Origin of the sequence: Paenibacillus sp. ClWae2A (assembly GCF_032452295.1) — a bacterium.
Classification (GTDB): domain Bacteria; phylum Bacillota; class Bacilli; order Paenibacillales; family Paenibacillaceae; genus Paenibacillus.
Genome location: NZ_JAULSQ010000001.1, coordinates 1,167,993 through 1,182,818, shown reverse-complemented (window position 1 = coordinate 1,182,818; position 14,826 = coordinate 1,167,993). Strand labels below are relative to the sequence as shown.

The 14,826-nt window shown below is 42.8% G+C and carries 13 protein-coding genes; 12 read left to right on the top strand and 1 reads right to left on the bottom strand.

Annotated elements, in window-relative coordinates; genetic code table 11:
- The first annotated feature begins 138 nt into the window (after positions 1-138).
- The 8 genes from QVE09_RS04850 to QVE09_RS04815 all read left to right on the top strand — a co-directional run bounded on the left by QVE09_RS04850 (position 139) and on the right by QVE09_RS04815 (position 10,034).
- Positions 139-1,227: an acyltransferase gene (locus tag QVE09_RS04850; protein ID WP_315935908.1), complete on the top strand. Its 1,089-nt coding sequence runs from the start codon at positions 139-141 to the stop codon at positions 1,225-1,227.
- Between the two features lie 165 nt (positions 1,228-1,392).
- Positions 1,393-1,953, top strand: a complete 561-nt coding sequence (locus QVE09_RS04845; protein WP_315935907.1) for a DEAD/DEAH box helicase family protein — start codon at positions 1,393-1,395, stop codon at positions 1,951-1,953.
- 55 nt (positions 1,954-2,008) lie between these two features.
- Positions 2,009-2,314, top strand: a complete 306-nt coding sequence (locus QVE09_RS04840; RefSeq protein ID WP_315935906.1) for a hypothetical protein — start codon at positions 2,009-2,011, stop codon at positions 2,312-2,314.
- A gap of 224 nt (positions 2,315-2,538) precedes the next feature.
- Positions 2,539-3,381: a BglG family transcription antiterminator LicT gene (gene licT, locus QVE09_RS04835; protein WP_074095537.1), complete on the top strand. Its 843-nt coding sequence runs from the start codon at positions 2,539-2,541 to the stop codon at positions 3,379-3,381.
- 167 nt (positions 3,382-3,548) lie between these two features.
- Positions 3,549-5,486 (top strand): beta-glucoside-specific PTS transporter subunit IIABC, encoded by a 1,938-nt coding sequence (locus QVE09_RS04830; RefSeq protein WP_315935905.1) that lies wholly within the window; start codon positions 3,549-3,551, stop codon positions 5,484-5,486.
- A 444-nt stretch (positions 5,487-5,930) separates the two neighbouring features.
- Positions 5,931-7,844, top strand: a complete 1,914-nt coding sequence (locus tag QVE09_RS04825) for a beta-glucoside-specific PTS transporter subunit IIABC (protein ID WP_315935904.1) — start codon at positions 5,931-5,933, stop codon at positions 7,842-7,844.
- Between the two features lie 34 nt (positions 7,845-7,878).
- Positions 7,879-9,321, top strand: a complete 1,443-nt coding sequence (locus QVE09_RS04820) for a 6-phospho-beta-glucosidase (protein WP_315935903.1) — start codon at positions 7,879-7,881, stop codon at positions 9,319-9,321.
- 314 nt (positions 9,322-9,635) lie between these two features.
- Positions 9,636-10,034 carry a RidA family protein gene (locus QVE09_RS04815; RefSeq protein WP_315935902.1) on the top strand — a complete coding sequence of 133 codons (399 nt, stop codon included), beginning with the start codon at positions 9,636-9,638 and terminating at the stop codon, positions 10,032-10,034.
- A 119-nt stretch (positions 10,035-10,153) separates the two neighbouring features.
- Here QVE09_RS04815 and QVE09_RS04810 read toward each other — a convergent pair whose 3' ends face one another.
- Positions 10,154-11,311, bottom strand: coding sequence for a S8 family peptidase (locus QVE09_RS04810; RefSeq protein ID WP_315935901.1), 1,158 nt, complete (start codon positions 11,309-11,311; stop codon positions 10,154-10,156).
- A gap of 210 nt (positions 11,312-11,521) precedes the next feature.
- Between QVE09_RS04810 and QVE09_RS04805 the strand changes: the two genes are divergently transcribed.
- The 4 genes from QVE09_RS04805 to QVE09_RS04790 all read left to right on the top strand — a co-directional run bounded on the left by QVE09_RS04805 (position 11,522) and on the right by QVE09_RS04790 (position 14,709).
- Positions 11,522-12,052 carry a GNAT family N-acetyltransferase gene (locus QVE09_RS04805; protein ID WP_315935900.1) on the top strand — a complete coding sequence of 177 codons (531 nt, stop codon included), beginning with the start codon at positions 11,522-11,524 and terminating at the stop codon, positions 12,050-12,052.
- Positions 12,053-12,170: 118 nt separating this feature from the next.
- Entirely contained in the window at positions 12,171-13,028 is an 858-nt protein-coding gene (locus QVE09_RS04800; RefSeq protein WP_315935899.1) for a Cof-type HAD-IIB family hydrolase, read from the top strand.
- Between the two features lie 175 nt (positions 13,029-13,203).
- On the top strand, positions 13,204-14,469 hold the full coding sequence (locus QVE09_RS04795; RefSeq protein ID WP_315935898.1) for a YncE family protein: 1,266 nt from the start codon (positions 13,204-13,206) through the stop codon (positions 14,467-14,469).
- A gap of 18 nt (positions 14,470-14,487) precedes the next feature.
- Entirely contained in the window at positions 14,488-14,709 is a 222-nt protein-coding gene (locus QVE09_RS04790) for a hypothetical protein (protein ID WP_315935897.1), read from the top strand.
- Positions 14,710-14,826 lie beyond the last annotated feature (117 nt).

The following is a 14,826-nucleotide window of genomic DNA, read 5'->3' as shown; positions in this document are numbered from 1 at the left end:
CAGAATAATGGTGTAATATAACGAAAATAATATAGATTATGATTGTAATACCCTCGCGTGCTGATTAAAATGAAGCATAGAATCTGGATTGCGGCCGGAAACTATCATCCCATATCAGGCACAAGTGAGGTTATCTTTATGAATCAACCGGTTAATCGGCCCCGGCGTATTGAGTATCTGGATCTCTATCGTGCTTTTGCCATCATGGCAGTGGTAGCCATCCATGCGACTTCAACAGCAGTTGCGCATTACCCCAAGCATACATTAGATCATGATGTGTATTATTTCTGGAACACGTTTTTGCAATTTGCCGTTCCAGCGTTTCTGTTCCTGTCATCCCTGGTCTTGTTCTACAACTACAGCTCCAAGGTGAATGAGAAGGGTTGGATGCTCGCTTTCTATAAGAAGCGTTTATTTAATGTATTTGTACCTTATTTGGTGTGGTCCCTTATCTATTTTGCCATTAAACAGTTGCTTGCGGGCAAAGAACCTTTGACCCACGGTGTTCAATTTGCCAAACAGTTAGTGATGGGAACCGCTCATACCCACTTGTACTTTTTTTTGATTATTCTTCAATTCTATATCGTTTTTCCATGGCTTCTATCGCTTACACGCCATCGTCTGTTTAAACGGTACTTGCCATTATTCTTTATTGCGGGCCAAGCGATCTTTTATGCACTACATTTGCAGTTTCACTTCGAACGGACAGGCAGTTTGTTACCCAGTTATCTGATCGTCATCGGATTTGGCGCATGGGTTGGGCTGAACTTTGAGTGGGCACTGAAGAAACTGTATACTCACCGTTATGTGCTTATAGCTGCGCTGTTGAGTGGAGGTGCCATTTTTATATATGGTAATGCTTATGTCAAAACCGCTTTCGCTGCATACCCGGTGGTAACCTATACCGTGCTGTTCCTGTTCCGAAATCTGTTTACGCTATCAGCCTGCCTGCTCCTGCTGATCTGTAGTGAACGAATCGGCACAGGAAAACATAGCGAGCTTCGGAAAGCTACGCGTGTTCTGGACTCCTTGGGTACAGTTGCGTTCGGTGTATTTTTAATGCATCCACTTGTACTACTCTTCTGGAGACGTGAATTCACAGATGAACTGGCTCGGCACTTCAGCGTGGGCGTCATACTATCTTATATTGTGGCGCTCCTCATCTCATGGATCTGCGCGATGGGATTGCGGCGGATGAAGTGGGGATGGGTACTGATTGGACGTTAAGTTAAAATAAACATATGCCATTTAAGAAAAGAGTTTTCAAGCCCTCAAGCGTCGAGGGCATCACTTGAAACCTCTTTTTTATTTGCGCTAAAGAAGGTATCATAGAGTTTAATGCCCATAAAATTGAATTAATGGAATGAACACTACCTTGTCAGGAGTGATCGAATGAAATTGGTGATTATTTTTGGTCCGCAGGCTGTGGGCAAAATGACGGTGGGGCAAGAACTGGAGAAGATAACAAAGCTTAAATTGTTTCATAACCATATGACGATTGAATTGGTGTCTCCTTATTTCAGTTATGGTACACCACAAGGCAAAAGACTTGTGAATCTGTTCCGTCAGGAGATTTTTGAAGAAGTGGCGAAGAGTGATTTGCCGGGTCTGATTTTTACTTTTGTATGGGCGTTTGATCAGGAGCAAGATGGAGAGTACATCCGTAAGATCAGCGAATTGTTTGCATCCCATGGAGGTCAGGTCTGTTATGTGGAACTGGAGGCTGATCCATCGGAAAGGCTGGAGCGTAACAAGAGTCCGCATCGTCTGTTACATAAACCAACAAAGCGTGATATCGCGTGGTCTGAGCGAGATTTGATAGATACGATGAAGAATTATCGATTGAATTCCGAACCGGGAGAAATCACGCATGAGCGTTATATACGGATTGATAATACACACAAGAGCCCGGATGAAGTGGCAAAGTTAATTCAGGAACGATTTAATTTGTAATCTGAGAAACGTCTATCTTAGCAGAGTAGATACTTTATATGAGGGGGCATTGCACATGTATTTTGTTATATTTTTGCTCATTGGACTTGTTTTATGTTATCTGATCCCATTTGGTCCAATAGTGGCCGGGGGCATTATTTTTGCACTTGTTGTAGACCAATACCGCCAGACGATGCATATGCGTGAAGATATCCGTGACATCAAGAATCATCTAGGACTAATGAACAAAGGCGAGGCGCAAGAGTACGAGATGGATAAAGAATACACTCAAGTCGATCGTTTGGATTCAGAACAAATGGACATGATTAATCGAAGAATTGAAGCGGAACTGGAGAAAGACAGCAAAAACAATAAATCGTAATTCCTTGTAAAATAATTCTTGTTTTGCACACTCCTGTGAGTATATTTACCTAGATCGGGAGTCATGCTAATTCGATATTAACTTTTTGTTGCACTGTGTAGAAATTTGTAATATTATGAGGGAAGCGCGTACAACATATCGGGTTGTAACTGTTGAATCAGGCAAAGCCGTATACCTTGAGAAAAGGGATTGGTTTGTCTTTTTCTGTATATTGGAGTGATAAAGTGAAAATCGAGAAGGTGCTGAACAATAATGCTGTAGTTGCGATGAATGACGAACAACAGGAAGTTATTATCATTGGCCGGGGGATTGCTTATCAGAAGCGGGCGGGTGATATGGTTTCCGAGCAGCATATCGACAAGATATTTACTTTACAGAATGAAGATATTCAGGAAAACTTCAAGGCATTAATCTCAAGCATTCCTCTGGAATACATGAAAGTATCCGAGGAAATCATCGCTTATGCCAAGCTAAAACTTGGTAAGAAATTAAATGAGAGCATTTACTTACATCTTACAGATCATATTCACTTTGCTATTGAGCGGTATCGCAAGAATCTGCCCATACGTAACGGGTTAATCTGGGAGACAAAGCAGTTATACAAAGAGGAATATGAAGTCGGAATGGAAGCGCTCAATATGATCTGTGATCAGTTTGGTGTGATCTTGCCCGAGGACGAAGCCGGTTTTATGGCACTTCACTTTGTCAATGCAGCGTTGAATGAGGAAATGCCCAACATCAAGAGTATGACCCAGGTCATGCAAGAAATCTTGACGATTATTAAGTATCATTTCAAGATTGATTTTGATGAGAACTCACTGACTTTTTATCGTTTTGTCACGCATTTGAAGTTTTTCGCCCAACGTTTGGTGAAGGGAAAACATTACAAGAGCAATAACGATGATGAACTGTTCCTGATGATTCAGAAAAAGTATCCGGCAGCACACAAGTGCTCGGAGAAAATTAAGAAATTCATTGAAAGCAACTACACGTATCAACTAACTGACGAAGAATTGATGTACTTAACGATTCATATTGAGAGAGTTGTGAATGCAACTTCTGAATAATCCCATAGATCAGCTTGCAGGGTTGCAACCACTAGGGCAAAACCTGAACGCTTGAATGACAGAACATACCGTTAACCGGATGTTCCATACATTCAGATGTTCAGGTTTTTTTATTCTCTCCAATATGCTTCGAATCCGTGTTTAGCCAGAAAGGAAGAAAAGACTTCATGAAACACGAGCAATTAGCCAAAGACATTCTGTCTGGCGTTGGTGGTAAACAGAATATTAACAGCGTGGTGCACTGCGCGACCAGACTTCGTTTCAAATTAAAAAATGACAATAATGCCAAAACAGATGAACTCAAAAATCTGCCTGGAGTCATAACGGTAATGCAAAGTGGGGGACAATACCAGGTAGTCGTGGGTAACGAAGTGTCTGATGTGTATAAAGCCTTGTTACAGGTGGGTAATATGAATGCGGATGAACCGGTTTCAAGTGATGAGTCGGAATCTTCCGGTAAAAAAGAAAGTCTTTTGGGTCAGTTTATCGACTTGATCTCAGGTGTATTTACACCAATTCTCGGCTTGCTTGCTGCAACAGGGATGATCAAAGGTTTCCTGTCCATGTTTACTTCTCTCGAATGGTTGGACCCGGCTTCAGGAACATATCAATTGTTGAATGCTGCAGGAGACTGTCTGTTCTACTTCTTCCCAATCTTCCTGGGATACACTGCTATGAAAAAATTCGGTGGATCTCCATTCCTCGGGATGGCCATCGGAGCATCACTTGTATATCCGACCTTATCCGGTCTTAGTGGTGGGGAACCGTTATATACGCTGTTTGCAGGCACATTGTTTGAATCACCGATTCATATCACGTTCCTGGGTATTCCCGTTATCTTGATGAGTTATTCCTCATCCGTAATTCCGATTATTATTGCTGCTTATTTTGGAGCAAAAGTAGAAGCGTTCTTCAAAAAGATCATTCCGTCTGTTGTGAGAACGTTCCTCACGCCATTCTTTACAATTCTAATTGTTGTACCTGTAACATTCCTCTTGATTGGTCCAATCGCTACATGGGCAAGTCAACTGATCGGTGCGGGCGTATCGGGCATCTATGACTTGAGTCCATTGGTAACCGGTATTGTTGTTGGTGGATTGTGGCAAGTGTTGGTTATCTTCGGGTTACACTGGGGTATCGTACCGATCATGCTGCTCAATCTGTCCACACTGAAAGCAGATCCGATTCTGGCGATGATGTTTGCTGCTTCTTTTGCTCAGATTGGTGCCGTTCTTGGAGTTATGCTAAAAACGAAAAATACCAAACTCAAATCACTGGGTGTTCCTGCCTTTGTATCAGGGATTTTCGGTGTAACTGAGCCTGCTATTTATGGTCTTACTTTGCCATTGAAAAAGCCATTTATTATGAGTTGCATTGCTTCTGCAACCGCTGGTGGTATTATTGGATTCGCAGGTTCCAAAATGTTTGTATTTGCTTCAGGAATCTTTGGTATTCCAGCGCTGATTAGTCCCACAGAAGGGATCAACTACGAATTCTGGATGGCCATGATTGCTACTATCATTGCTTTTGTACTAGGTTTTGTTCTCGTTTATTTTGTAGGATTCAAAGATCCTGCTAATCCAGAGGCAGCCAAACAGGCTCCAGAGCCAGTAAAAGAAGAGACGGCTGCACTTGAACCTAATCCAAACAATCGTTACGAGATTGCCAGCCCGATGACGGGTGAGGTGGTTCCGCTGCAAGAAATTAATGATGCTACATTTGCTGGTGAACATATGGGTAAAGGGATCGCCATTCGCCCAACCAGTGGGAGAGTTGTATCACCGATTAATGGTGTGGTACAGACGATTTATCGCACCAAACATGCAATTGGTCTTGTAGATGATCAAGGTGTAGAGATTTTGATCCATATCGGTCAGGATACGGTACAGCTCAAAGGTCAACATTTCACTGCCCATGTGAAAGATGGAGATCGTGTGAGTGTTGGCGATCTGATCGTTGAATTCGATCTTCAAGCTATTATTGAGGCGGGATATGAGACCGTAACACCGATTATTGTAACTAATACAGCTGATTATTTGGACGTGGTTGCTACAATAAATCGTGAAGTGCAAGAAAAGGATAAATTGGTTACGGTTATTGGTTAATTCTGCTTTAGTGGGTAATTATAATTGTTAATTTTATACAAAAAAAGGGACAAATTCGATGCTTTCGAAGTTGTCCCTTTTTTATTTTCGCTCACTCAAATGTATTTACGAATTTAATAAAAATAAGTGTTGCAAACGTAGTTCAGATGTACTATGATAAGTTCAAGAAGTAAGCGCATACATCAATCGGGTTGTAACTGTTCAATCAGGCAATGCCGACCATCCTCAGTTCAGAGGATATGGAATGCAACTTACTTTCGTTATCAAACTAATTAAATACCAAAGTGTACAGCCTTACAGGGTTGCAACCGTTAAGGGCAAAACCTGAATTGCTGAATAACACGACTGATTTCCGGACGATCCGGTATGTTGTGTATGTTCAGTAGTTCAGGTTTTATTTGTTTCAAAAGTCATGGGGAGTCTACTTAGAGAGGGAGAATTACAATGAGCAACTACGATCAATTGGCTAAGGACATTCTGTCACGTGTAGGTGGTCGCGAGAACGTAAATAGTGTATTCCATTGCGTAACAAGACTGCGGTTTAAACTGAAAAATGAAAGCGCAGCCAAAACGGAAGAACTTAAAAATCTGCCAGGTGTTATTACTGTCATGCAAAGTGGCGGACAATATCAAGTCGTTATCGGCAACGAAGTGCCGGATGTATATAAAGCAGTGGTTAAGGCAGGGAATTTCCCAACCGAAGGTCAGTTTGAAGAGGAAGCAGACAACTCAGGCAAGAAAGTTGGATTGTTCAGTCGATTTATCGACATGATCTCCGGTGTGTTCACACCGTTACTCGGTTTGCTGGCTGCCACAGGTATGATCAAAGGTTTTACAGCCATGTTTTTATCGTTTGGATGGATTACGGACACTTCTGGAACGTACCAACTGTTGAATGCAACGGGTGACTGTCTGTTCTACTTCTTCCCGATCTTCCTTGGTTATACGGCAATCAAGAAATTTGGCGGTTCACCGTTCCTGGGTATGGCGATAGGTGCTTCGTTAGTTTATCCTTCGCTGTCCGGTTTGACTGCTGGAGATCCATTGTACACCCTGTTTGCAGGTACGTTAATTGAATCACCGATTCACATTACGTTCCTGGGTATTCCAGTTATTCTGATGAGTTATTCAACATCGGTTATTCCAATCATTATTGCTACATTCTTCGCTGTTAAAATTGAAAGATTCTTTAAAAATATTATTCCTAAAGTTGTTAGCACGTTCCTTGTTCCATTCTTTACATTGCTCGTTATCGTTCCGGCGACGTTCATACTGATTGGTCCAGTATCCACTTGGGCAGGCCAGTTGATTGGTGCAGGAGCAACAGGCATCTACGATTTAAGCCCAGTTGTTACAGGTTTGATTATCGGTGGTTTATGGCAAGTGTTTGTACTGTTTGGGCTCCACTGGGGACTCGTGCCGGTTATGCTTCTCAACCTGAGCACTTCCGGAGCAGACCCGGTGATTGCAATGTCTTTCGCTGCTTCCTTTGCTCAAATCGGTGCTGTGCTTGCCGTTATACTGAAAACCAAAAATACGAAATTGAAATCTTTAGGTATTCCGGCCTTCATCTCTGGGATCTTCGGTGTAACCGAGCCAGCTATCTACGGTCTGACACTTCCACTGAAAAAACCATTTATCATGAGCTGTATTGCTGGTGGTATCGGTGGTGGTATCTTGGGACTGGCCGGTTCGAAATTATACATTTTTGGTGGACTGGGCGTGTTCGGATTCCCAAGTTTCATTAATAAAGCAACAGGTGTTGATTCTGGTTTCTATATGGCTCTGGTTGCATGTGGTATCGCATTTATCCTTGGTTTTATTCTGACGTATGTGGTTGGATTCAAAGACAAAGTGGAAGCTACACCAGCTCCAGCACCTGTACTTGATCCAAATCCGAACAGCAGATACGAAATTGTGAGCCCAATGGCTGGTGAAGTTGTTGCACTGAATGAAATTAATGACGTAACGTTTGCAGGAGAACATATGGGTAAAGGGATTGCAATTCGTCCAACCAGTGGTAGAGTGGTATCTCCAATCACAGGTGTCGTTCAAACCGTATATCGTACCAAACACGCTATTGGTCTGGTAAGCGATGATGGTGTAGAGATGCTGATCCATATTGGACAGGATACGGTAAAACTGAAAGGTGAACATTTTACAACCCATGTGAAAGATGGAGACCGTGTGAACGCAGGTGACCTGATTGTTGAGTTTGATCTGCAAGCGATTAAGGATGCAGGATATGAGACGGTTACACCGATCATTGTCACGAATACTTCAAATTATCTGGATGTTGTAGGAACAAAAGATGCATCCGTTCATGAGAAAGATAAATTGATCACGGTATTAAGCTAATTGAAACTAAGGATGGTTAAGGAGGAACTCCTCAATGAATGAAAAGTTTACAGCCTTCCCGGAGAATTTTCTCTGGGGAGGAGCAACTGCAGCGAATCAATTGGAAGGTGCTTATCTGGAAGGTGGCAAAGGTTTAACAACGGTAGATCTGATTCCGATTGGTGCCAATCGATGGAATATTGCTCTGGGTAACCTGGATTCGTATGAACCAAAAGCAGGGGAATTCTATCCTTCACATGAAGCCATTGACTTCTATCATCGATATAAGGAAGATATTGCGTTATTTGCTGAAATGGGATTTAAGTGCCTCAGGCTTTCCATAGCCTGGGCACGGATTTTCCCTAATGGTGATGAAGCGGAGCCAAACGAAGCAGGCTTGCAATTTTATGATGATGTCTTTGATGAGTTATTAAAATACAACATTGAACCTGTCGTGACGATCTGCCATTTCGATGTACCTGTACATCTGGTCGAGACTTACGGCGGTTGGAAGAATCGTAAGATGATTGGTTTCTTTGAGAAATATGCGACGACGCTATTTAATCGATACAAGAATAAAGTGAAATACTGGATGACGTTTAATGAAATCAACATGTTGCTGCATCTCCCGTACATTGGAGCGGGTATTGTTCTGCAGGATGGTGAAAACAAAGATCAGGTTCTGTATCAGGCAGCACATCATGAATTGGTAGCGAGTGCACTTGCTGTTAAGGCTTGTCATGAGATCATTCCGGGTGCACAGATTGGTTGTATGTTAGCCGCTGGAATGGTGTATCCATACAGCTCTAACCCGGATGACGTGTGGAAGGCTATGGAGAAAGATCGTGAATCGTTCTTCTTCATCGACGTACAATCGAAGGGAGCATATCCGGGTTATACAAAAAGATTTTTCAGAGAAAATGACATTTGGATTGACATGCAACCGGAAGATGCAGATATCTTGATGCAGAACACAGTCGACTATATCGGTTTTAGCTATTACGCAAGCCGGTGCACCAGTACGGACCCTGAGATTTTGAAAGATTCGACAGAAGGCAATGTATTTGGTTCGGTGAAGAACCCTTATCTGCAAGCTTCCGAGTGGGGATGGACCATTGATCCCAAAGGACTTCGTATTACATGTAATCAGCTTCATGACCGCTATGGCAAACCGTTGTTTATCGTAGAAAATGGACTTGGGGCAACCGATGTGTTGTTAGACAATGACTCCGTTGAAGATGACTATCGTATCGAATATTTGAATAGTCATTTTGCCGAAATAGCTGAAGCGATTCAAGACGGTGTAGAGCTCATAGGTTACACAAGCTGGGGACCGATTGACCTGGTCAGTGCGGGTACCGGAGAGATGAAGAAACGTTATGGCTATATCTATGTAGACCGAAATAATGATGGTACGGGCACACTTCGCAGAGTGAAAAAGAAGAGTTTTCACTGGTACAAAGATGTCATTGCGAGTAATGGCGCACAATATTTCTGATACAAGGTGTCCGACGCTATAGAATAGACAAAGAGCAGTCTCGTTACTACGGGATTGCTCTTTGTCTATGAGGGGATGAATTTGACCCATGATGTGGCTTTCCGATATAATAAAGAAATGAAGAGAATCTTGTCACTTAAGAAGGGAGGAGCATCCACTCATGAAGAAAAAATCACTTGCGTTTATATCTTCGGGATATGGATACTCCACTGCTGTCTTTTTCTAGAATCTAATCCAAGGGTGAGGTCTGCCCAAAATCGGAATAAAACTAGGAAATAACGCAGAAAAATCTTAAGAATGATGAGGTAATCCAGATGAATATGGACAAAATTACTAGAAAAAATCCAGAAAATATGCCAGCTCCTGTAGGTCAGTACACGCATATTACAAGAATCCCGAGGAATGCAGAGTTATTTGTGACTTCGGGTCAAATTGGAGCAGATCATAATGGACTCTTTCCAGAGAGTCTGAATGAGCAAGTCAAGAATACATTTAATAATATTAAAACAGTGCTCGAATCTGAGCGCTTAGATGCTGAACATATTATCAAAGTGAACGTATGGGCAACCGAGGAAATCGATTGGGATTTCTTATATGCCGAGTGGGGACAATTATTTAGTACGGATTATCCTGCAATGACGATTGGATATATTACGGCGTTAGGTCTACCAGAGATTAAAATTGAAATAGAGCTTTGGGCAGCAAAAGTGTAACATCGAATACTTTTTAACCAAACGAAGGAGCATCTCACTTACAGATGCCCCTTCGTTTTTTTATTTGTGTAAAATGGAAAGGATATGCCTGTGTGCAATCATGAGCGATAGTAGGTGTATTATGGCACCTGCAAGCTCTGATAAGCATTCAGTCGACCATACGTCCAGTAGATCCCGGAGCCTGATACCGGATCAGAAGCGAAGCACAGCGCATCCCGAATCTGGGCATTTGTTTTCCCTTGTGCAGCGAGAAGTGCAGCCACTCCAGCCACATGAGGGGCAGCCATGGACGTACCGCTAAGGTAGGCATAGGAACCTCCCAGGTATGTGGATAGAATGGTATCACCCGGTGCGGCCATATCCACCCAAGAACCATAGTTGGAGAAATTGGATTTGAGATCGGAAGGGTTGGTTGAAGCGACGGCGATCACATTGGGATACGATGCGGGTACGATTGGGAATGAAGTGTTGTCGTTACCGGCTGCAGCAATAATCACAGCTCCTCGCTCCCAAGCATACTGCACGGCAGCTTGAAGGAAAGTATTTCCCGTCGGCCCACCAAGGCTCAGGTTAACAACCTGTACACCGTTATTGGCAGCAAAGACAAGCCCGTTACCGACATTTCCAATCGTTCCTTGCCCGTTGTTATCCAGTACCCGGAGCGGAACGATGGATGCGAGTGGTGCAGCGCCTGCGATGCCCACACCATTGTTGGTAACGGAGGCAGCGATCCCGGCCACATGGGTGCCGTGGCCGTTCCCGTCCTCAGGGATGTTATCATAATCAACATAATCATAACCGGGGAGGAGCTTGGAGGCCAATTCTGGATGGTTTAGCTGTACACCGGTATCGATAATGGCGATTTTAACAGAGCTGTTACTCTGAGTAATATCCCATGCAGCGGGTGCATTGATTTTGGACAGGTTATACTGATAAGGAAAGAAAGGGTCATTGGGAGTGAAAGAAGCCTCAACGAGGTAATTCGGCTCTGCATGTTCAATAAGCTCATGATCTTTGTAATGTTTCAGCATTCTGTGCATTTTTTTGCGGGATTCCACACGGTACCAGCCTAAATCTTCATAGGTCTCAGCGACTTTACATCTCCCTTTTTTGTGAAGGGTGTGCATCTCATCCTCGGTTGTACCTTCCTTGAATTTGACTAAGAGCTGCTTGGGAGCGTGAGGATGAAACTTGCTCTCGGCAAGTTGGTTCAGATAACGATACACGAACCCGATTACTAGCAAAATGAAAGCAAAAACACCTAACCATAACCACATGAGCGTTTCTCCTCCAATATGGATTGTGACACGCCTTATCCTATGCGAACTCTATCAGACTGCGTGGGCACTTTTTCAATTTGGTTAGTAGTGTAGATAGGTTGATAGGAAGAGATAAGTCCGGTAAGATGAGATGAAGAGAGCCGATCTGGCATGAACAAGATTTAAGGAAGGGCCAAGAAGTAGCTCCTAATACAAAGGATAAGGAATGTGGATGTATTGACACAACTTCAGAGTATACCGACAGTAACACCAGTTAAGGCACACCAGATTCATGATGCCATTGATTTTGCCATGCGTGTACGTAGAGAAGTGTTTCCGAGGATGGATCATACGAAATTGCCTGTGGACTTCGAGCAGTTCAGAGAACATTATCTGGACTCCGATGGTTCGATCTTTCTTGTTGCAATGATGGGGGATGCGGGCATCGTCGGGTCTATTGGGATTTTGCCATATGATGGGCGAATTGAAGCCGTGGAAGGACGATATGAAGCTCAGTCTGCAGCCGAAATAGTAAAATGTTATGTAGATCCTGCGTATCGCAGATACGGCATTGGTTCGATGATGTTAAAGGAACTGGAGAATGTGGTGAAGGATATGCACTATACGACGCTGTATTTGCATACACATCGCTTCTTGCCAGGAGCCGTAGATTTCTGGAAACGCCAAGGGTTTACGATTATTGCTGAGCAGGATGATGACTGGCAAACCGTACATATGGACAAGTTGGCATGTAAGTGACCATTGGAAACGGAACCGAAATTCTGACCACATTTTTGGGAAAATTGATTGATGATACTATAACTCTCGTATACAAAAACATAGACATATACGAGATACATGATGGGGGCATAAGCAGATGCAAGAAACGAAGCGGAAAATTGTTTTTATTGATATTGATGGCACATTGGTTGACGATGACGGAAGCATACCGATGTCAGCACAGAAGGCTTGTAAACAGGCCAGAGAGAATGGACATTTGCTCTATTTATGTACAGGCCGATCCAAGGCCGAAATCTATGATTCCATCTGGGATGTAGGGTTCGATGGTTTGATTGGTGCAGGTGGGGGCTATGTGGAATTTGGCAAGGACGTGTTATATCACAAAAGGGTGACAGCGGAAGATGTTCGACATATGGTCGATTTCTTCAATGAAAATGGCATTGACTTCTACCTTGAATCCAATTCTGCATTGTATGCGAGTAGCAATCTTCAACCTCACCTGGAACGCCGTATCTATGGCGATGTGGAGAATGACCCTGTAGCCAGAGAGAAGAAGGAGCTGAAACCGCATCCGTTTATTGCCGGATTGACGTATGGAGAGGCTGATCTGTACAAGGATGACGTGAACAAAGTATGTTTCTTGGAGAGCTCAGCCATTCCGTTTGAGCGAATCAAGCAAGAGTTTGAAGGGAAATTCGAAGTCATTCAGTGCACCGTGCCGATCTTTGGTGAAGGAAGTGGTGAGCTAATGATCCCTGGCATTCACAAAGCCATTGCGATCGCCGATCTTCTGAAGCATCTAGGCATGTCCCAAGAAGATACATTCGCCATTGGTGATGGCATGAATGATGCCGAGATGTTGGAATTTTGTAACGTCGGAATTGCCATGGGTAATGCGAAGCCAGGTCTGAAGGCCATTGCAGATGATATTACTGGAACAGTAGAGGAAGATGGATTGTATCATAGTTTTGTGAAGTATGGATTGATCACTTGATAAAGAAATGAGGCAATCTGGAAAACGGGTAATACGTATAACCTTTGTCCCAAACTTTATTTTAGACCCTGCATATATTATTGCAGGGTCTTTATTTTGGTTAAAAAGATCAATTTTATTTTTTACAAAAAGGTTGTATCCAAATCATAACATCTAAGTGGAGGAGCGAATCGAAATGGCCATTTTGTCAACCGGACCTATTGAGAATAATGCCGTCAGTAATGTACGGCCAACACAACAAGTTACAGTTAAAATTGATAACAGAAATTCTCTTACTGGATCCGTTGTTTTGATACAAGGGTATAATTTGACCTCTACAAGGACTTTATATGTCAGCGAGCAGATTTCAATTGATCCGGATCAGGTAGTGACAAGGACTTATTTTGCCAATCTTGATGCGTTTGAATTTGTCTTTACAGTAGAAGGTGTAGCTATAGAGCAGACGGAGATTTCCGTGTGGGGCAAAAATGAAACCGGCCAGCTTGTTGCCGCACATCGATTAGTTTCTTCCGAACTTGAAATAGAGGGGGATAATACGTCAGTCAACCGCATATATGTAGCCAACTTTGATAGTAACGATGTTTCCGTCATTAATGGCGAAACGAATACGGTGATTGCTACCATTCCTGTGGAGACAAATCCTGCAGGGATTGATGTCAATCCGTTAACGAGTCGTATTTATGTCGCAAACAGAGGCAGTAATACCATTTCCGTTATTAATAGTGTATCCAACACAGTGATTGCTTCTGTTCCGGTTGGGAGCGAGCCAAGTGACGTAGGGGTCGATATAGCGACCAATGCTATTTATACGGCAAATTTTAATTCATTTGATACAACTGAAGATGTAAACGTTATTGATGGATTGACCAACACGGTGATTGATACTATCACTATTCCTGGACTTAATTTTTTAACTGGCATAGGCGTCAATTCCTTAACCAATCTGATTTATGCAGCTAATTTTAATTCTGATGCGGTGTCTGTGATCGATGGAGTAACCAATACGGTGATTGCTACAATACCCGTTCAGGTCAATCCATTCCGTGTAGGTATCAATACAGCGACCAACCGTATATATGTATCGAATTTTACCAGTAATACGGTTTCCGTTATTGATGGAGTGACGAATACCGTAATTGATACCATTCCGGTCGGCGTTACGCCAGCTGAAGTAGCAGTTAATACCTCCACAAACGCCATTTACGTACCAAATCGAGCTACGGATAATGTTTCAGTAATTAGTGGATTAACAAATACCGTGATTGCTACTGTTCCGGTCGGGAATAATCCAAACGGAGCGGGCGCCAATCCGTTAACCAATCGAGTTTATATAAGCAATCAAGATGACAATACCATTTCTGTGATCGACGGCGAAACGAATACGGTAATCGATGTCACTCCGGTGGGGGCTCGCCCGTTCGCAGTAGGTGTAAATCCGTAGAAAGGTGAGGGGATTCGGATGAAAGAAGTTATAACGGCATCAGACTTAATGGAGCAGCTGATCACCATGAACAAAGAGAATTCTGTATGCCAAGTTAGGATTCCAGGTAAGGGGATGTATGTAATTGTATTACAGGATGATTATTCAACTGTACCATCTTCAGATCAAATGTTGAGTGATACAGAGAACGAAGCGAGCGAAAAAATCGGATCTGAAATAAAGAGGAATCCGTTTCTCTAAGGATAAGGAAAATCATGAGTCTTGAGTGATCAGATCAGAATGGAACAGGCATCTCTTCAATGGAGGTGTCTATTTGCATTAGTACTCAGACTACAGACAAGATCCAGTAAAGAACAG